This window comes from Priestia megaterium NBRC 15308 = ATCC 14581 (assembly GCF_000832985.1).
GTDB lineage: Bacteria > Bacillota > Bacilli > Bacillales > Bacillaceae_H > Priestia > Priestia megaterium.
Genome location: NZ_CP009920.1, coordinates 1299956 through 1318151, shown reverse-complemented (window position 1 = coordinate 1318151; position 18196 = coordinate 1299956). Strand labels below are relative to the sequence as shown.

Annotated in this window: 25 protein-coding genes and 1 pseudogene; 20 read left to right on the top strand and 6 right to left on the bottom strand. The window is 35.4% G+C overall.

Going from position 1 to position 18196, the window contains the following annotated elements; all coding sequences use genetic code 11:
* Window positions 1-46: 46 nt before the first annotated feature.
* The 8 genes from BG04_RS07325 to BG04_RS30550 all read left to right on the top strand — a co-directional run bounded on the left by BG04_RS07325 (window position 47) and on the right by BG04_RS30550 (window position 6886).
* The gene (locus BG04_RS07325) at window positions 47-1060 is read left to right on the top strand and encodes a baseplate J/gp47 family protein (RefSeq protein WP_158319975.1); all 1014 of its coding nucleotides are present in this window, start codon (window positions 47-49) and stop codon (window positions 1058-1060) included.
* Window positions 1057-1674: a hypothetical protein gene (locus BG04_RS07320; RefSeq protein WP_034656736.1), complete on the top strand. Its 618-nt coding sequence runs from the start codon at window positions 1057-1059 to the stop codon at window positions 1672-1674. The genes BG04_RS07325 and BG04_RS07320 overlap by 4 nt, the downstream gene beginning before the upstream one ends.
* Window positions 1675-1695: 21 nt before the next feature.
* Window positions 1696-3891: an SGNH/GDSL hydrolase family protein gene (locus tag BG04_RS29060; RefSeq protein ID WP_052098016.1), complete on the top strand. Its 2196-nt coding sequence runs from the start codon at window positions 1696-1698 to the stop codon at window positions 3889-3891.
* Window positions 3892-4043: 152 nt separating this feature from the next.
* A complete protein-coding gene (locus BG04_RS07310) occupies window positions 4044-5024 on the top strand; it encodes a HEPN domain-containing protein (RefSeq protein WP_034656737.1) in 981 nt (326 codons plus the stop codon).
* Between the two features lies 1 nt (window position 5025).
* On the top strand, window positions 5026-5223 hold the full coding sequence (locus BG04_RS07305; RefSeq protein WP_034656738.1) for a hypothetical protein: 198 nt from the start codon (window positions 5026-5028) through the stop codon (window positions 5221-5223).
* Between the two features lie 62 nt (window positions 5224-5285).
* Window positions 5286-5564, top strand: coding sequence for a hemolysin XhlA family protein (locus BG04_RS07300; RefSeq protein ID WP_034656739.1), 279 nt, complete (start codon window positions 5286-5288; stop codon window positions 5562-5564).
* Between the two features lie 12 nt (window positions 5565-5576).
* Window positions 5577-5816, top strand: coding sequence for a hypothetical protein (locus tag BG04_RS07295; protein ID WP_034656741.1), 240 nt, complete (start codon window positions 5577-5579; stop codon window positions 5814-5816).
* A gap of 62 nt (window positions 5817-5878) precedes the next feature.
* Window positions 5879-6886 carry a peptidoglycan-binding protein gene (locus tag BG04_RS30550; protein ID WP_052098017.1) on the top strand — a complete coding sequence of 336 codons (1008 nt, stop codon included), beginning with the start codon at window positions 5879-5881 and terminating at the stop codon, window positions 6884-6886.
* Window positions 6887-6963: 77 nt separating this feature from the next.
* Here the strand turns inward: BG04_RS30550 and BG04_RS07280 are convergent, their stop codons facing one another.
* From BG04_RS07280 to BG04_RS07265, 4 genes are all read right to left on the bottom strand, one after another.
* A complete protein-coding gene (locus BG04_RS07280; RefSeq protein ID WP_034656742.1) occupies window positions 6964-7326 on the bottom strand; it encodes a hypothetical protein in 363 nt (120 codons plus the stop codon).
* A gap of 3 nt (window positions 7327-7329) precedes the next feature.
* Window positions 7330-7839, bottom strand: a complete 510-nt coding sequence (locus BG04_RS07275; RefSeq protein WP_034656744.1) for a hypothetical protein — start codon at window positions 7837-7839, stop codon at window positions 7330-7332.
* Between the two features lie 3 nt (window positions 7840-7842).
* On the bottom strand, window positions 7843-8562 hold the full coding sequence (locus BG04_RS07270; protein WP_034656746.1) for a TIGR04255 family protein: 720 nt from the start codon (window positions 8560-8562) through the stop codon (window positions 7843-7845).
* 187 nt (window positions 8563-8749) lie between these two features.
* Window positions 8750-8974: a helix-turn-helix transcriptional regulator gene (locus BG04_RS07265; RefSeq protein WP_034656748.1), complete on the bottom strand. Its 225-nt coding sequence runs from the start codon at window positions 8972-8974 to the stop codon at window positions 8750-8752.
* 327 nt (window positions 8975-9301) lie between these two features.
* Here BG04_RS07265 and BG04_RS07260 point away from each other — a divergent pair, with 327 nt between their 5' ends.
* The 12 genes and pseudogenes from BG04_RS07260 (at window position 9302) to BG04_RS07205 (ending at window position 15529) form a co-directional block, all read left to right on the top strand.
* On the top strand, window positions 9302-10669 hold the full coding sequence (locus BG04_RS07260; RefSeq protein ID WP_034656751.1) for an FtsK/SpoIIIE domain-containing protein: 1368 nt from the start codon (window positions 9302-9304) through the stop codon (window positions 10667-10669).
* Window positions 10596-11186, top strand: coding sequence for a replication-relaxation family protein (locus tag BG04_RS07255; protein WP_080743123.1), 591 nt, complete (start codon window positions 10596-10598; stop codon window positions 11184-11186). The genes BG04_RS07260 and BG04_RS07255 overlap by 74 nt, the downstream gene beginning before the upstream one ends.
* A gap of 11 nt (window positions 11187-11197) precedes the next feature.
* A complete protein-coding gene (locus BG04_RS07250) occupies window positions 11198-11623 on the top strand; it encodes a hypothetical protein (protein WP_034656752.1) in 426 nt (141 codons plus the stop codon).
* 12 nt (window positions 11624-11635) lie between these two features.
* Window positions 11636-11989 carry a hypothetical protein gene (locus BG04_RS07245; protein ID WP_034656753.1) on the top strand — a complete coding sequence of 118 codons (354 nt, stop codon included), beginning with the start codon at window positions 11636-11638 and terminating at the stop codon, window positions 11987-11989.
* Between the two features lie 38 nt (window positions 11990-12027).
* Window positions 12028-12393, top strand: a pseudogene (locus BG04_RS07240) (ATPase, T2SS/T4P/T4SS family); the annotation flags it as partial.
* On the top strand, window positions 12384-13430 hold the full coding sequence (comGB, locus tag BG04_RS07235; protein WP_034648932.1) for a competence type IV pilus assembly protein ComGB: 1047 nt from the start codon (window positions 12384-12386) through the stop codon (window positions 13428-13430). The pseudogene BG04_RS07240 and the gene comGB, both read left to right, overlap by 10 nt.
* 14 nt (window positions 13431-13444) lie before the next feature.
* Complete coding sequence (gene comGC, locus BG04_RS07230) at window positions 13445-13756, top strand: competence type IV pilus major pilin ComGC (protein ID WP_016765560.1); 312 nt, start codon at window positions 13445-13447, stop codon at window positions 13754-13756.
* Window positions 13743-14180 carry a competence type IV pilus minor pilin ComGD gene (gene comGD, locus BG04_RS07225; protein WP_016765559.1) on the top strand — a complete coding sequence of 146 codons (438 nt, stop codon included), beginning with the start codon at window positions 13743-13745 and terminating at the stop codon, window positions 14178-14180. The genes comGC and comGD overlap by 14 nt, the downstream gene beginning before the upstream one ends.
* The gene (locus BG04_RS07220) at window positions 14164-14502 is read left to right on the top strand and encodes a type II secretion system protein (protein ID WP_016765558.1); all 339 of its coding nucleotides are present in this window, start codon (window positions 14164-14166) and stop codon (window positions 14500-14502) included. The genes comGD and BG04_RS07220 overlap by 17 nt, the downstream gene beginning before the upstream one ends.
* The gene (comGF, locus tag BG04_RS07215; RefSeq protein ID WP_034648933.1) at window positions 14499-14936 is read left to right on the top strand and encodes a competence type IV pilus minor pilin ComGF; all 438 of its coding nucleotides are present in this window, start codon (window positions 14499-14501) and stop codon (window positions 14934-14936) included. Before BG04_RS07220 ends, comGF begins: the two co-directional genes overlap by 4 nt.
* Window positions 14926-15300, top strand: a complete 375-nt coding sequence (gene comGG / locus BG04_RS07210) for a competence type IV pilus minor pilin ComGG (RefSeq protein ID WP_016765556.1) — start codon at window positions 14926-14928, stop codon at window positions 15298-15300. The genes comGF and comGG overlap by 11 nt, the downstream gene beginning before the upstream one ends.
* Window positions 15301-15343: 43 nt before the next feature.
* A complete protein-coding gene (locus tag BG04_RS07205) occupies window positions 15344-15529 on the top strand; it encodes a YqzE family protein (RefSeq protein WP_034648935.1) in 186 nt (61 codons plus the stop codon).
* A 24-nt stretch (window positions 15530-15553) separates the two neighbouring features.
* Here BG04_RS07205 and BG04_RS07200 read toward each other — a convergent pair whose 3' ends face one another.
* Together BG04_RS07200 and BG04_RS07195 are read right to left on the bottom strand one after the other, a co-directional pair.
* Complete coding sequence (locus tag BG04_RS07200; RefSeq protein ID WP_016765555.1) at window positions 15554-16378, bottom strand: YqhG family protein; 825 nt, start codon at window positions 16376-16378, stop codon at window positions 15554-15556.
* A complete protein-coding gene (locus BG04_RS07195) occupies window positions 16365-18038 on the bottom strand; it encodes a DEAD/DEAH box helicase (protein ID WP_013085010.1) in 1674 nt (557 codons plus the stop codon). The genes BG04_RS07200 and BG04_RS07195 overlap by 14 nt, the downstream gene beginning before the upstream one ends.
* Window positions 18039-18196 lie beyond the last annotated feature (158 nt).

Genomic DNA, 18196 nt, shown 5'->3' with positions numbered 1-18196 from the left:
CAATGACGTTAACATTTCAGCTAAAAGCCCATTTGGTATTCTAATCATGATCTTTGCTTTTTTCTTAGCGCCTTTATGGGAACTAGCAGAAATGGTTTATAACAGTGGATATTCTAGTAAAGCTGAAGGTGTGCAACTTGATCGATTAGCAGCTAACAAAACGATGAGTCGTGATCAGGAATCAGAATCTCATGTAGAACTAAGCTTTACTGGTGTACCTAATACAACGATTCAAGAACAGACTCAATTTGCTACAGATAAATTTATTTATTTTTATCTCATAGAAAATGTAACGCTAGATGAGACAGGAAAAGGGAGTGGTGAAGCTGTTTCGCTTGAGAAGGGTATTCATACGAACGTTGCTGCTGGAACCATTAAATTACAGGCAGAACCTACGGAAAACATCTCTACAGTAACAAATCTTCTAGCTGCTACTGGTGGAAGAGATCTAGAAACAGATGTGGAGCTTCGAAATCGCCTTATTAATTCTCCGGCAATTGAAGGGAATACCACAGTTAATGCAATTATTGCTCGTTTAAATAACACTACAGGTGTTCGTTCATCAAGTGTAGTAAGTATGAACCCTGCTGTTCATGCTTATGTACTAGGTGGAAACCGTGAAGATGTGGCTGACACATTGTTTAATTGTATAGCTGCCGGCATTGATACTATCGGTTCTGAAGAAGTGATTATAACTGATATTAGCGGAACGGAGCATACAGTCAGGTTTGATTATGCTACTGATATAAAAATTCGAATCAAAATTGATATCCAGTCGAATAATAGCTTTCCTAGTAATGGGATTGGAGAAATTAAGCAGAAAATCATACAAGAAATCGGCGGAAGAGATTCTACTGACACTGAGTGGGTTGGTATGGCGATGGGTGAGAAGGTTGTCTACTCACAACTATTTAGCTTTGTATATGAGACACCTGGTATTGAAGACGTGACAATTCAAGTAGCTAAAGAAGATGATGACTTTATAATGGGCAACTTAAACTTAGGAAGTTATGAGATTGCTCGGACCAATGTTGATTTAATCGAGGTGAATGTAAGTTGATAAAAGATTGGTTTTCGAAGATACCGGATGATTTCAATAAAAATGACAACACCTTTTTAGGTAAAATATTTTCTATGCTCGATGATGAAATCACTCAGCTGAAAGACACCTTCACATGTATTGAAGAGTGGCGAGATTTAAATAATGCGCGTGGAAAAACGCTTGATATCATAGGGAATGAGGTTGGTCAGAAGCGTGGTAAAGCAACCGATGATGTCTATTATAGAGCTCTTATCAAAAGCAAAATTGCGCGCGATAGATCTGATGGTACTTTTAATAAGGTCATCGAAGTTTTAGCACAAACATTGGATTGTGAACCTAGCGAGTTTCAAATGCATTCAGCTGATACGCCGGCTACAATTTTTATGACAAATACGCCTATTCAAACGATTTATGACGTAGGCTTAACCCCATATACTTTTATTAATATTGTCCAAAATTCTCTTTCAGCTGGTGTTCAAGTGGAATCTGTTCAGCTAGATGGAACATTTGAGATTGGATACTTAAATGATAGTTCGGACGGATCTGGTCTTTCTAGTGTGAACAATCCAACTCTAGGAGGGAATTTGGGCGCTTATATTATACCTGAAAAAGAAGTGAGTACACCGCTGTAAAGAAGGAAGGGAGTCAACAACATGCCACATAATTATCAACTTCCTGAATGGAAAAATGTTGGATTAGAACCTACAAAATCAAAAAAAGAAAATGGTTGGGCACCGCTAGATCGACCACCTGCTGAATGGTTGAATTGGCTTTTTAATCGGACCTATGCTGCATTAAAAGAAATTCAGGACCGTGGTATATCGGTAGATGAATTGCTTGATCTCTCAAAAAATGTAGACAATAAACTAGGGGTTAAAGCAGATCAGTCCTATGTTGAAACAATGCTTGCTACTGCTGTTTCAGGAGCACCAAAGGGATTTTATAATACCGTTGCAGCTTTAAATACAGCCTATCCACAAGGTACAGATGGTGTATTCCTTGTTTTAGAAAACGGCCATATTTATATTTGGAACGGCACAATGTGGGCTGATGCAGGGATATATCAAAGTACAGGCTTGAGTACAGGCGCAGTTAAATTAAATAACCTTGCTGATGATGTCACAAAATTTAAAGGCAAAAGTGTTAAGGTAAACAGTACTTTATCAACTTATGAAAAACAAGTAGCAACTAGATTAGTATTTGATGTAGCTGACATTAACTTAGTGGGAAAAGTTATCAATATTTCATATGATGTATATACAGAGGATGATAACATTCGTGCATACACTACCAAGATCAACAACGCGACTAGTCCTACTACACTTGTGGGGGCAGGAGGTAAAGTCTCGACTGAAACACTGGCACGTAAAGGCGAGTTTCAATCAATAAATTTTTCAAATCAAGTTATGGCTGCTGATTCTGATTATCTTTTTGTTTATATATGGGCAATGGCGAACGATCAAACGATATTACCCGCTAGTTATTATTTTAAAAATTTAAAAGTTACTATAGGGGGAGTAACTAAACTCCCTATAAGATATGGTTTTTATAGTAATGCTGATGAAGTGGAAGGTACAGGGGTTATTGAAGATGTAGAGGAACAATTCCCCTACAATTTAGCAACTGTTAATACAGTTCAAACAATCGCAAGCGATAAAGCTCAAGCAACTGTTAATGAAAGGATAGATCCTTTAACCAAACCGTTCGACGGATACAATATCCAAGCTAAAGGGAACAGTACAAATCCCTTAAAAGTGCAATTAGTTCAGACTTTTGATTTGCAATCAATTTCTGGACTTACAACTGCGGATACCTTCAAGTTTGAAGCTGATATATTCTCTGATGATGTAAATATTGATAAACTAGAAAGTCAGTTCTTTTTTAATGATACTTCAACGCCTTCGTTAGGTGCAATTTCTGGTACACAAATAACCCCATCAGGAACAATGGAATTTATTCCTGGGCAAACAAAATATTCGATTACAAAAACGGTATCGACTACTTCATATAGGTATTTACATTGTATTCTTAATGTTGTATTAGTTGATGGTACAAAACAAACCTCCTTTGATGTTAGTAACATAAAAGTTACAGTAAAAGAGCAAAACTTGACCAAAATTGACGGTTATTACTTGTATAAAGTAAACGCGACTGATGTGGTAACAAGAGTTGATTTCAAGGATAACCAATTACCTACGGTAGCTTATGTTAAATCATTAATTCAACAGGTTAAACCTCCATCTGCATACATTCCAAACAATTTGGATGGGAAAAAACTAGGTGGATCAGGTGATAGCATGATGAAAGGACACACTTTATCTGCTGAAAAAACTTGGATTCATAAGTTAGCGTCAAGAAACAATATGACGTATGTGAACTACGGGATAAACGGAACCTTTTTGACAAATCGCTTGTATAATGGGCAAAAAGGTTTGGTTGAAAGATATGTAGATATGGCCGATGATTTTGATTATTTATTGTTTCATGTGGGTACAAATGATGCTAATGCATTGGTTCCTATGGGTACAGATGATAGTGTGGATATTTCTACGTTTAAAGGGGCTTTAAATGTATTAGGGGACGGTCTCTTAACAAAGTATCCCAAAGCTAAAATGGGATTTATTACTCCGTACTTAAGAAATGCTAATTATCAGGCTTATGTAGATGCGATGGTTTTAATGTTAGGTAAGTATGGAATTCCGGTATTCAATAATATAAAAAATGGTGGAGTATGTTGGACTAATGCAGCACAAGTATCTGCATTGACACTGGGTGACGGATATCACCTTAATGAAGTTGGAATGGATAGATCTTCATACACCTACGAGCAATTTTTAAGATCGCTATAGGAGACAAAACGCCTAGAGCGTTATTTTTTGTGTTAAATACAGAAAAAAGAGAACTGAAATTAGTTCTCTTTTCTTAGATAAAAGAAAATATCACCACGTAAGAACTCCTAGGATTTATAATTTAGTTAATAAAATCTAGGAGTGATTAAATTTTGATAAGTATATTTTGTGTTTTAAATAAAGCAATTTTGGAGGAAGATATAGTAGTTGATGGTGACTTTAGTATCATTCATAACTCAAATAGACTTGAAGAAATAGGTAATGAAAATACATTTATGACAGTTGGTTCAATTTATTATGACTCTATTATCAAAAAGCCTGTAATTATTCAAAGGATGCTAATAGATAATGAAAACCCTTATCATTTAGTACAGAGTTTTAGAGGTTATTTTCAACATTTCTTATTATCGCTATGGTTACTAAAAGATAATTCGTTTAACCTGGACGATATTGTGCTCATAGACACAAATCAAAATGTGCTTTTTACAGATAAAAATCCTGTGTTATTCTCAAATAGTCAAGGGGAATATGTTGACATAGGCTTATCAACTAATGAGGTACAAGAAGCTTTAATTTGGTTTGAAAGACTAAAACTACACTTTTTTCATGATGCCAAAGATAATGATGAAATGTACGATGGATCTATTGAATTACGCATTAACAATAATAATAAAGCTATTGATTATTATAGCTATAATAGATTGGAAAGAGCAATCAGATTTATTGGATTAGCACGTGGCGAATCATTTCTTCCTGCTAAAATAACTTTTTATATCTCAGCATTAGAATCATTGTTTTCAACTTCGAACGTTGAAGTGAAAATGCAAGTAGCTGATAGAACGGCAAGGGTATTAGGTAAGGATTTTGAAGAAAGAATAAAGATAAACAAAGTTGTTAGCATTGCGTATTCATTTAGATCAAATTATATACACGGATCAGTAAATAGTGAAAAAACAATCAGAAAAACTTTAAAGCCATATATTACTATAGAAGAGTTCTGTTGTGAACTAGATGAAATATTAAGGCAAGTATTAAAGCTTTTTTTAACAGACTTAAATCATATTGTAGAAATGGACGAAGCTAGTTTTAATAAATGGATAAGTGAATTGTTATATAAAGAAAAGAGTGAATGAAATGGAAGAAATAATAGGTAAAGTGTGGTTAAACAGAGATTGGGAAGGTGAATCATGTAGGGATTTTATGGAGGTGTCTTCTATTATTGAGTGTAAGGATACATTGGATGAAAAGCTTATTGATTATGAGGGGAAAACAGTTCGAATTGTAATAGAAGAAATCAATTGTGAACAATTGAAAAGTTTGCAAAAAAAATAATATTTAACTGAAAGAGGACTAAATTTAGTCCTCTTTTTATTTTATACAAAGGGGTGAGAACCATGCCAAATACAACGGAGGTTCAGCCGATGGATACATTCCAAAAAGAGATAACAGAAATTAAGGGGAAATTAGAGACATATAATGCCCGTTTATATGCAGTCGAGCGCAAATCAGATTTACAGGATCAACAAATTTTTATGCTTAATGAAAAATTGAACAAAATTGATGAGAATACCACTTGGATTAAACGTAAGATTTCAGGAGCAATCATCACAGCAATTGTTACTGGAGTTATTGGTGGAGCGATTGCTATTGCCTATGCCGCGTTACAACAATAGGAGGTCGATAATATGAAAAAAGATGTCTTCACACTACTGGGTGGTTTCTTAACCGCCCTTTTATTTTTCTTCGGAACAATTGGAGTTTCATTTGATTGGTTTACTACTGAAAGTATTAATGCTTTTGTGATCGTTGTTTCAGCCTTTGTAGCACTTGCTGTCAATGTATATGCAGTGTGGAAGAACACACACTTTATCCAAGGTCTTAAAGTTTGGCTAAGAAAGAGAGAAGCTAAAAAACAAAATAAATAAAACTCAGTCACTCTTCATTGAGTGGCTTTTTTATATAACTAAAATTTGAGAGGAAGATGAGCATGCATGCATTTGAAAAGTTACCACAGTTAGTTGATAAAAGAGGTAAATTAGTTCATAAAGGCTCTTATGCCAAACGTAAAAACGGTGTGAATTCCATTACTACACGTGTATGGCATCATTCATTAACTAAATTATCAGCGGGTGGATCTAAAATTGAATCATTTGCTGACTTCCATGTACGCACAAACGGCTGGCCAGAAATCGCTTATGCTTTAATTATTGATCCAAAGCATGTGATTGATGGAAGAGCAGCTATTTATTATTGTGTAGATATTGCTAAGCGAAGCTATCATGTAGGTAACAGCAATACAATAGGTTTAGGTATCTGTGTTATCGGTGACTACCGTACTGATAAGCTTAGTGAAGCAACTATTCGCTCTATTATTGACTTGCACAAAGCTTTAATGGCTGATGGAATTGGTAAATACGACAAGGCACATAATGAAATGCCAGGCTACTCTTGGAAAGCTTGCTGCGTATTTGATTACAATAAAGCATTTAAAGATATCTTGTCCGATATGCTGCCAGTAATTAAGCAACCTGATCCGGTACCTGGATTATATACTATTCAAGAAGGCGATACATTTTGGTCTATTGCTTTAAAAGATGGAAAAGAAGGGATTACTGTTGAGGATTTAATTGCTGCTAACCCGGATATTAAACCATCTCAATTAAAAGTAGGTCAAACAATTAAGTTTGGTACCGCAAAAAATACGTATACACCTACTCCTGAAACACCTAAAAAAGAGCAATCAGAATATAAATATCCATTACCTGCAGGTGTTCTCAAAACTGGCTCAACAGATAAAGCAGCAATTGAGCAGCTGCAAAATGCGTTAAATGCCGTTGATTTTAAATGTGGTACAGCCGACGGGATTTATGGAGATAAAACTAAGGATGCAGTAACGCGCTTCCAAAAAGTTTACTTACCATATGAGGTTGACGGCACATATGGTCCAAATACAAAGAGTAAGCTGCAAGCTGTATTGAAATCTAAAGGCTATTAATGTCTAAAAAATGAATTTCTATAAAAAAACTACCCTAGTTTAATATTAAACTAGGGTAGTTTTTAAATCTTAAATGTTTAAAGGTTCTCATTAATAATGGAATTTATTGTTTCTGCTTCTGTAATAGCCCTTTTAGTAATCTTATCAAGGTTATTGATTCTATCATCGTAATCAGCTTTCTTTCTCTTTTGTTTCAGACGGTCCCCTGTAGTAGCGATGCTTACTAAATCTGCCCCCTTTAACTTACTGAAAGCATTCCATATCGCTTGATGATCATTCTTTTTTCCAGGAATAAGTCCAAGCCCTTTAGATTCTAAAAAATTTCTAGCATTACAGTAAGCTGAATAATACGCTCTACTAATAGCAGAGCGTTTAAATTCTTCATCATCTTTTTCTGAGAGCTCTTGAGCTAAATTGAGATATTTATGCCAGTCAAACATGATTTAAATCTCCAAATCAATATTCATTTTCTCTTTGACCTTTGAAGCATTTTGAATCCACCATAATCCATCTAAAGTATCAAGTAAATCATAAGCATCATCAATATCTATATTTGTGCTAATTAATAAATAAAGTTTCTCACTTTCAGCAACATCGTCTCCATTTTGGAGATCTAGCTTTAATTGAACATCTTGAGGAAAAATTTCTTGTATCTGAAAAAAAGCCTCAAATAACACTTTAATAAGAAAAGGATTATCAGTAAGAAATTTCTCAACTAGGCGATTATCAGTGAATACATATAACTTTTCTAAATAAGAAATTTTCATTTCAGATGAAACATCACTTAGAGCATTTTCACGTTGATCCTCTTCCCAAAGTAAAGTACTAGTCAATGAAGAAGAAAAATCCGAAAAGATACGTTGTATTTGTTGACCAATAACTTGTGGAAAATATTTAGGTGTATCGTCAAATGACCAATCTGAAATGGACGGCTTTGTACCATTCATAAACATAAATTACACCTCCACAAATGTTTTTCTTAGATCATCTTTAATACAGTTTTCGAAAGTTTCAATGATATTATCATGCGCTTTGTTTAACCATACAAACATATTTTCAAAATTAACAGTTTCAATCTGGTTATTCGTGTAGGCTAAATCAAGTATCAAATTATGTGATTTACCATTCTGCATTTGAATACGAAGATAATCTTTTTCTTCTTCATAAGGAATTTTAACTCCTAAGATAAAAGATGAATAGTCGCCTGGAAGATTACCTCCTAGAAAAGGGACAAAATTTAGATACTTATCTAACTCAACTACATCTTGAGTGAATTTTATCTCATTTATATAATGCAATTTTGAATGAACAATATCTAATGGGTTAGCTATCTTTTTGTATGTTGTAAATACGCGTTCGATCATGCCCAGGTAATTATCCCAATTAGTGTAAGGAGCTAGTAAGTTTATAACTAATAAATTAGGGGCAATTTGAATTGCTGCATTTTCCTGTTCATTAAAGAACTGAATTCTATCACTCATTTGAACGGAGCGAGATGTACTACCTTCGTTAGTAATTTCAACCTCATTACTACGCTTTTTTAGTGGATAAGCTTCTTTAAGCTCATCGTAAATTAATCCCGGAATAGTAGCATCCCATTCTGATTTTTCATCAAAACGAAATTCGCAAATTACTTCTCTAACCGGAGGGTTTTGATAATGTCTTTTGTTTTCCATAAAAGAAACTCCTTTTCAGGCTCAGTGTTTTTACTAATGTATGTATAAAGGCAATATATAGTATGCCCAACCTAACTAATTTCCAAAAATTAAACTTATTTACATAAGAGACATTTAACAATAGTGTAAGTATAACACTACCAGATTGTCTATAGAAATTTGTTGTTTTGACACATAAACAAATTATTTACTGTACTTGTACCCATATTTCTTCTATAGTAACGCCTAACTCTTTAGCGATAATATACGCATTTTTGAAGTTGGGTAAAGAATGTTCATTAACTAATGCACTTAAAGTCCCCCTGCTTATTCCTACTTTTTTCGCAAATTCTTCTTGTTTAAAGGAAGGGTTTTCACTCTTTTTAGTTGCAAAAATAATTCTTAACCTACATTCAAATCCTTCCACTGCCATGAATTATCACCTCAAATAAGAAGTTTCTACATCAAAGTGTAATATCCTGTCCATCAAAAAAATATTTAGTTTTATGAAAAAATGTTCAAAGAACGTGACATATAATACAGGCCTTCCATAATACCATTTAACATACCGAACAAAATGCCTTTTAAATGTACCAAATTTAATTCCGTCAGTAGTGCCGAATGATGTTACCGAATAGAAAGCCGTTCCACGCTTTTAAACGGAACATCAGAATGTGATAACTACAACATTTCTTCCAATTATTTGAGTTCCGTTTAAAAGAGACTATCCTTTAGGATACAAAAGAGAAGGGGTGTAGGTGTGCTGATTGAAATCACGACCTCAATTGCTGCAGCTTCTATTTTAGGTTTAGCTCAATTGAAGAAGGAGGGAAGCGCTGAAGATGACGCAAAGAAAATTAAACAAATTGCAGATAATGTGGGTTTAAAAAAAGCCGGCCAGTCTATCCGGATCCATCGCAGATACCGTCCTAAAAACAAAAAATACACGGAGTATGTCTATCAAATTCCTTTAGGTTTAGGTCTGCAGGACTTTAAAGATCAAATTGATAAATTTGAGGATGGGTTGAATAACAAAAAAACAGTATTCACCTTTAAGTTAGGTGACATGAAAAAAGTAAGCATTAAAGAATTACGTAAAACCAAATCAATTTCAGGTGTTTTTGAGGAAATAAGAAAAATCTTTGGTGAAAAGCATTTAATACGAAAAAGCATCCATATGAGCTATGATGGGATGCTACGAGTCAAAGTATATGATCAAGATATACCTACTTACCTTCCCTTTAGTGAAGCTATCTGGGAGCAATGTAAGAAATGGCATGTTCCTATTGGTGAAACAAAAGATGGAATTCATTTTATACGTTTAGATGATGGGCACGCTGTAATAGCTGGGACCACGAGATACGGTAAAACTACATTCTTACATCTACTGATTAATACTTTTATTAAATTACACCCTAATGAAGTTGAATTTAGCCTCATTGACTTGAAATCAGGATTATCTTTTCAACGCTATAAAGATTGCAAACAGGTAATGAACCTAGCTGAAGATTTAGAAAGCTCACATTCCTGTTTTAGAGCAGTTATACAAGAAATGAAACGTCGAAAAGTCTTATTTAAAAAATTAGGTGTTGAGAAGATTCAAGATGTAAAAGAGCCCATAACGAGGCACTATGTCATTATTGATGAAGCAAGCAATCTTGATTATAGACGTATGGAGTTAGAAACGAAAGAAGATATTCAAAGGGCAAAATTCCTTTATGAGCAATGCAAAGCTTGGATGAAAACCATCGCTTGTGAAGCAGCAAGCCTAGGTATTTATTTAGTTTTCTCGACTCAATATCCAACTGTAGAGGTATTGGATAGCCAGGTAAAAGCAAATACCATTACAAAAGTTTGTTATCGGTTGGATACCGGTAATCAGAGTTTAGTCGTTCTTGACCATACAGGAGCTGAAGATATCACAGTCAAAGGGAGAGCTATTATAAGGACACCGGATGGAACAAATGAGGTACAAAGCTATTTCTTAGAAGATGAACAAATTAAAAAGGTTATTACACCTCATATCAACATTCAACCTCGAAAGGATGATGATAATGAACAAACTGAGCAAAAAGGAGCAGAGAACCGATCAGATACTCCTGTCCTTAAAAAAACTAGACTTTCTTAACAGAACACAACTCCAAACCTTACATGATTTAGGGTCGGATCGTAATGCTCGTAAAGTGATGCAAAACTTGGATGAGTACGTTCATTACTTTCGTGATGGAGAGAAAATTTATTATTTATCTAAGGAAGGGAGAGAACGCGTTGATTGCAACAAAGTTCGTAAAAAAACTATTCAAGCCCGCCATTATATCATGAGAAATTACTTATACATCGCGTATGGTTGTCCGGAGACATGGGAAAATGAGGTCTTGCTAGAGATAGAAGGCCACGTGAAGGTGGTTTGTGATGCTATTTTTGAAGAAAGAGGGAGCGATCATATTATTGAAATTGACCATACTCAGAAGATGAGTGTTAACAAACTGAAAATTAATAAGTATCGTCAGTTATTTAACTCAGGAGCATACAAAACAAAGCCTAAACTTATCTGGATGACCACCACTGATTATAGACGTAAGCAATTACTAAAGCTCTGTGAAGGTTTAAATGTAGAGGTTTTTACTATTACAGATTTTTATTAGGAGGAATTCATATGTTTACATCTAAGAAAATTCAAACGGTTGGTACGATTAAAGAGTTTTTAAACCCATCCCCAGTTAAAGAATCCACAGAAGTTATTACAGGGCAAGAAGGTATGCCATTTGTTTTCGGCACTATGTTTCCTGTTTTCTTCACTATGCAACCTTCTATGTCATTTGCAGCTACAACAGCTTCAGCCTCTGTTAAAGAAGAAGTCTCCAGAAAAGTCATCGATGCATTTAATCCACTAACTGAATTAGTTCAAGGTTTATCTTATCCACTTGCATTTTTAGCCTTTAGTGCAGCAGGTATCTATTGGCTGCTTGGAAATCGTCCTAAAGCGTTAGAAATGATGCAAGGAGCAACCATAGGCTATATCATTGTTCAGCTATCACCAATGCTTATGAGATTGCTCGTATCAGTAACAGCAGGATTCTAAGGAGGTATTCTCATGTGGGGCAAAGTTCAAACCGTAGGAACAATTACAGAATTCATAAATAAAGAGGCTACACTAGGAACGGCAGCCTCTGTCAATGAGTTGCTAGATTGGGCACTACATCCTGTCGAGCAGACAAAAGAAATTGGTGCCAATGTAGCTTACGATAATATTGAACCTTACTTAGACATCGTATGCATGATATCTTATCCAATTGCTAGTGTGATGATACCAATGGCTGGATTGTTGTACATTGTAAGTTTTAAAGAAAAAAGTATTTCTTGGTTAACAAAAACAAGTATCGCTTATGTGTTTATTCAATTGTTGCCTATGTTAACGAAAGCAGCCTTACAATTGTTAATTACCTAATTTGACGTTCAAAAACAGCTTAAAAGTGTCCTATTATCATGACAGAACACTTGGTTTTGACAACGATGCATACTAAAGATACAAAAGGATCTTTGTACAGGCTGCTTGAATTTGGCGTTAGCTTTCAAGAAATGGAACAGACCCTTGTAGCAGTAGCTGCACAGCGCCTTGTAGAAATTCGCTGTCCGCTGTGTTCCGGAAAATGCCACCCCGCTTGTAAAAAAATGAGAAAACATCGTCAGTCCAGCATATACGAATTGCTTTATGGCAAGGAGCTTAGCGCAGTGATGAGAGAAGTGAAAGGAGAAAATGCGGATTATGATTATAAGACGCTCCGAGATGTTATTCTAAAAGGAATCGCGCTAGGCTATTTATATCCGCATTCGCTAGACGGATGGGGGTAAAGACAAATAGACAAAAAAGGTGGTCTCTTGCTCAACAAGCGAAAATTCTTAAGCAGGTCTCTAAGCTCTTAGAAAAAGGCTACACTCTTTCTCAAGCTCTTTCGTTTTTGACGTTTCAAGTATCTAACAAAGAAAAAACGGATATTGAAAAATGTCTTGAGCAGTTAAAACGAGGAGAATCTTTGCACGATGCTTTTGTTAAACTTCAGTTTCACCGTGATATTTTAAGCTATTTATATTTTGCGGAGCAACATGGAAACCTTCAATTTGCTTTAAAAGAAAGTAGCTCAATGATTGAAGAAAAAGTAAGGCATCGTAAAAAATTTCAAAAGCTTGTTCAATATCCCGTATTGCTACTGCTGTTTATTCTTTCCATTTTATTTGTTTTAAGTACGGTTTTACTTCCACAGTTTGAAGCTCTGTACTTATCCTTTGGAAACAAGCAGTCTTCGTTTATCCTCTTATTTATGCAGGCGATGTCTTTCTTTCCTTTTGTGTTGCCTGCAGTCATCAGTATGCCAATCATCCTGTATTTGTTTTATGTGATGTACATTAAAAAATTGCCTCCAGTAGTTCAAATGCAGCTTTTTATGAGAGTTCCCGTTATCCGAACGTTCACACGGCTATTTAACTCGTACTTTTTTTCTGTTCATATGAGCAATTTACTAAATGGTGGTTTATCTATTTATGAATGCTTTGCTCTTTTTCAAAAGCAAGAGCATCATCCGTTTTTTCAAGTGGAAGCTTTTGCTTTTACAGATCAACTTTCCTCAGGAATGCGATTAGATCATATCGTTTCAGGTAAATCTCATTATGAAAAAGACTTGGCTCATGTTATTGTGCATGGTCAGCAGAACGGTGAGCTTTCTCAAGAACTGTATGATTACAGTCTATTTATGATGGAAAGAATAGAACAGTTTATTTTTCGTATTTTAAAATATGTACAGCCGCTTACATTCTTATTCATCGGAATTGTCATTCTGCTTATGTATATGTCCGTTATGCTTCCGATGTTAGAAGTGATGTCGAGCTTGTAGAAAGGGGAAAGAATATGATTCTAAAAGGTAATAAAGGATTTACCCTTATTGAAATGCTCATTGTTATGCTCGTTATTACCGTGCTTTTGCTCATTATGATTCCAAATGTATTAAAGCATAATACGGTTATTAACAATAAAGGCTGCTCAGCTCTTGTCAAAACCGTAGAGGCTGAGGTACAAGTATATGAACTTGAAAACGGCGAAAAACCAAGTCTAGAAGAGCTTGAAGCAGGAGGTTACTTAAAAGAAGGCACCGTGTGTCCAAATGGTCAAGCTATTCAAATTGACGGTACCGGAAAGGTTACGGCTAGTGGTTCTTCTTAAGCAAAAAGGATTTACCCTCATTGAGATGCTGATGGTTTTATTTATTGTGCAAGTGATGATGTTTTCCATTATCGTAACCATTCGGCCGCTTGTGGAATATTACAAAATCACATTATTCTTGCGACAGCTGCAAAGTGACACGTTTTATGTGCAGCAGACAGCCATGAACCGCGAATCTCCAATTAAAATTAACTTCGCACCAAAGGGAACAGAATATATTGTTTCTGATTCTCGTGCCGTTCTTTATAAGCGTGCCTATGACTCCACCATTCATATCACGTTTGGAAGCGGTAATTCCACGATACAATACAACAAAAACGGCAATATTTCTCAAGCAAAGACCATTTTTATCAGCAGCCAAAAATTTAAATACAAAGTTACTTTTCAAATAGGTAGAGGACGTTTTTATGTGGACAAGATGTAAGGGCCAGCAGGGCTACACCTTGTTAGAAATGCTTGTGTCATTTAGCATGCTTTTACTCCTAACCGGTACAATTATTCCTTTGTATGTTCAGATGAAGGAAGCAGAAAAGAAGCAATATGTCTCGTATCAAGCCGATGCTATCTTGCACGAAGAGCTATTGAAATATAAATATGAAACAGGATATAAACGGCGAGAAAAAATCGTAAAGGAAAACGTTGCATTTTATCTGAAATGGAACGGAGAAAGTGCTCAAAAGCTTTGTGTAGAATGGACAGATTCCGCTGATAAAATGAAAAAGAAGTGTGATGTGATGTTGAAGTGAAAAGTGAAAAAGGCTTTACGCTTGTAGAGATGTTAGTCAGTTTTACTCTTTTTTTGCTCATTGTTTCATTTTTCCCCATTATTATTCCGCTAGCTAAGCAAACATATAATCCAGACTTTAGTATGAATGAAATGGAGTGGGAAATTTTTGTGAATCAACTTGCTATGGAATATCGAGAAGCAAAAGAAGTGAGAATTCATGCGACTACGCTTACGTTTAAAATGGAAAATAATCAGATCATCACTTATGAACGCTACGAAGACAAGATAAGAAGACGAGTGGATGAAAGCGGTCATGAAGTTGTGCTGCAGCACATTAAGAATATTATGTATGAACAGCAAAAAGAAAGGCTGTTAATTCGTTCAACAGACGGTGTTAACAAAGTTAGAGAAGAAACCATTACGACGTTTTTGATGCTTGCTTATGAAACATAATGAGCAAGGGTTTGTTCTCCCGGTTGTTTTGGCATTTTGTGCGCTTTTTCTTCTGTTAGTAGCTCAGCAAACCACTTATTTTGTGACGAAAAGTTCATTTTATCAAGAAGTAGAGCAGAAAAATCGTCTGCAGCATCTTTTAGAAAACGCGGTTGTACATGTGAAAAAAGAAATAAAAGAACATAGTAAATCTCCATCTACACCCCTAATATTAGAAACGGGTACGGTTTCATACGAAGTAGTAAGTGAAGATGAACAGATGATTATCCTAAAAATAAAGTGTCAAACACTGCAAGGAAGAGCATTGACAGAAACCGCATATATTCAAAAAAAGGATCAGCACATTGTGAAGTGGACGGATTAAGTCTCTTTCTCTCCGGATATAATAGTGCTGAGGAGATGATTATATGAAAACGAATGATTATGTAAAATATATGACTCAGCAATTTGTACAATATATGGATCAGCCAAAAGAAGAGAGGAAAACGAAAAAAATTCAAAAAAAAGAAGAACGAGCACCTTTTGCAAACAGATGGTTTGGAGTGATTCCGCTGTCGTTTATGCTGTGGTATCGAAAGAAAAAAGAAAGATGAGCATATCATATGCTCATCTTTTTTTTAACCGGCTTGTGTTTTGTTAAATTGACGAGACATCGTTTCAGGCGATATGTAAAATAAGCCACCGTTTATAAACTTAAATAATATAGTCGGTTCGTACAGCTCTTGAAGCGCTGTTTTTTCGGTCACATATATTTCTGGCAGCTCTTCTGCTGTTTCGTAAAAATGATCAAGAAGCGCTAAATCTTCATACCATCTTTCCTGCGCTTTTTCTGCCCATTCAGTCGGCTGAGCTTTAACATAGTCAGTCACGTATGATGTGAGTCGTGCAATCGCACTTTTCGGCCTAATAAAAGGTGAAAGAGTAAAGCAATAGTCTGAGATTTTAGATGATAAATTTTGATGAATGATTAATTCATGAAAGGATTCAATAATTTGTCCATTGATTAAATTAATGCCAAGCGACAAGAGCTCATCTTTTTTACGATCGCATTTGTACGAGACTTTAATATTTAACGCAAGCCAAGGGTGTAAAGGCTGATTTGTTGGCTGTGCTGATGCAACTTGTTCATACAGATGAATAAATCCGCCTAGCTTTTGAGTAGAAGCGAAAATTTGATGCAGCCTAGGTGAACCAAAATGAATTCGTTCTCCTTGAACAGAATCATCTTCAAACGCTGGGTCTGTAATGAAAGTGAGTGAAGCAGGATTTGCTTCTCCGCCTGTCTTTTCAACATAATGCCAATAAAATGGACGATTCATCAACTCTTTGTCAAGTTCGATCGTTAATTGAACCGTTAGATAAGATGGCGTTTCTGTGATAATAGAACAATTATTAGCTAGAAAGTAACGCTTTAAAAATTGATGAATATCAGTTTGCTGCATGCTGATCCTCCTCGCTGTCTTCGTATTGAATAATAGACGTCAAGTTCTCCATTTTGATTTTTATTTCTCCTTCACTCCGTGAATGAAATAAAATATCTTGAATATGCTCTTCGATATTTTTTAAATCAAGCTTTGTTAAAATATCATCTAACTCTCCAACAACTCGTTCAAAAAGATTTATTTTTTCGTATAACAATTTTAAAATATGTTCTTCGACCGTATGTTGAATGGCTAAATTGTAAATGTGAACATCATGTTTTTGACCTAAACGATGGACCCTTCCAATTCGCTGTTCTAGACGCATTGGATTCCACGGCAGATCATAGTTAATAATATGATGACAAAACTGAAGATTGATTCCTTCTCCGCCCGCTTCAGTGGCAATAAATACTTGCGCGTGGCTTTCAAAAAGCTGCTTCATCCAGTCTTTTTTACCTCGCTTAAATCCTCCTCTAAACGGTACAGAGGTAATTCCGTGCTGTTTTAAATACCACTGTAAATACAGTTGAGTTGCTCTGTACTCAGTGAAAATAATGACTTTGTCATCAATTTTTTGAACGAGCTCCAGAACTTTTTCTGCTTTTGCATTTTGCGGCACTTGCTGAAGTAGTTCCATTAACGGAGTAATCATATGTTCCGTTAATGCGCTGTTTGGATCTTCCTGACGTTCCAGCATGTTTTTTAATGTCATATACACCGCTTCACGGCTGCTGCAGGCCTCTCGCTGCAGGGTTAAAATTGAAAAAGCGCTTGAAGGGTGGAGTCCGTTTCCTTTAAAAGATGTAATCGCATCGTATAGCTCCCGTTCTTTCGGCGAGAATTCAACAGGAATGGTTTGAACAATTCGCTTCGTCCATTCGATACCCGTATCGTGGCGGCGATTTCGAATCATAACTTTGTTAACAAGCTCTTTTAAGTGTTCATCGTTTTGCAAAGAGCGTTTTTTAGCGGAAAATAATTCTTCGAAATAGTCTTTATTGCCGAGATGACCAGGCTTTAAAAGAGAGACTAAGTTAAAAATTTCTTCAATTCGATTTTGAATCGGTGTTGCGGTTAGCAACAGACAAAATTTCTTTTTTAGACTTTGCACAAATTCATAGTTTTTTGTTTTGTTGTTTTTAAGTTTATGAGCTTCATCAATGATGATGAGGTCGTAGTCTTGTTCTAGCACAATTTCTCGATGAGGAGAACGTTTTGCTGTATCAATTGAAGACACAACGATGTCACACTGATCCCACACATATGATTTTCTTTGAGGGACTGCGGGAATATAAAATTTTTGGTTCAATTCCATAGCCCACTGGGAAACAAGCGAAGCTGGAACTAAAATGAGAACTTTTTTAACAAGTCCGCGAATCATATATTCCTTCAAAATTAACCCTGCTTCAATCGTTTTGCCCAGTCCTACTTCATCTGCTAAAATGGCTTTTCCATTCATTGTTTCAACTACTTGTTTGGCTACTTCGAGCTGATGAGGAAGCGGCGTTAAATCGGCTAGATGTTTTGGGCTTTGTAGTCCTTCAAATTCTGAGATAAGCGTTTGGTCTTCTATTTCATAGGCAAGTTTATACAAATCCCATGCAGACCAGGGTCCGTCTTGCTCCAATTTAGTTGAGAAGGCTGCTTCCCATGTTTCATCGATGTTTAATTTCACTTTCATGATAAAAATGCTCCTTTGTAAAAAATTTTTATTGAACAAATGATAAGAATCAGGTAGGATAAAAATATATTTAGAAAATTTGAAAAAGAAAATAGATTAGCACTTTACAAATGATTGTGTGAATAAAGATAGATACATCTTTCAGTAGTATGCCCAAC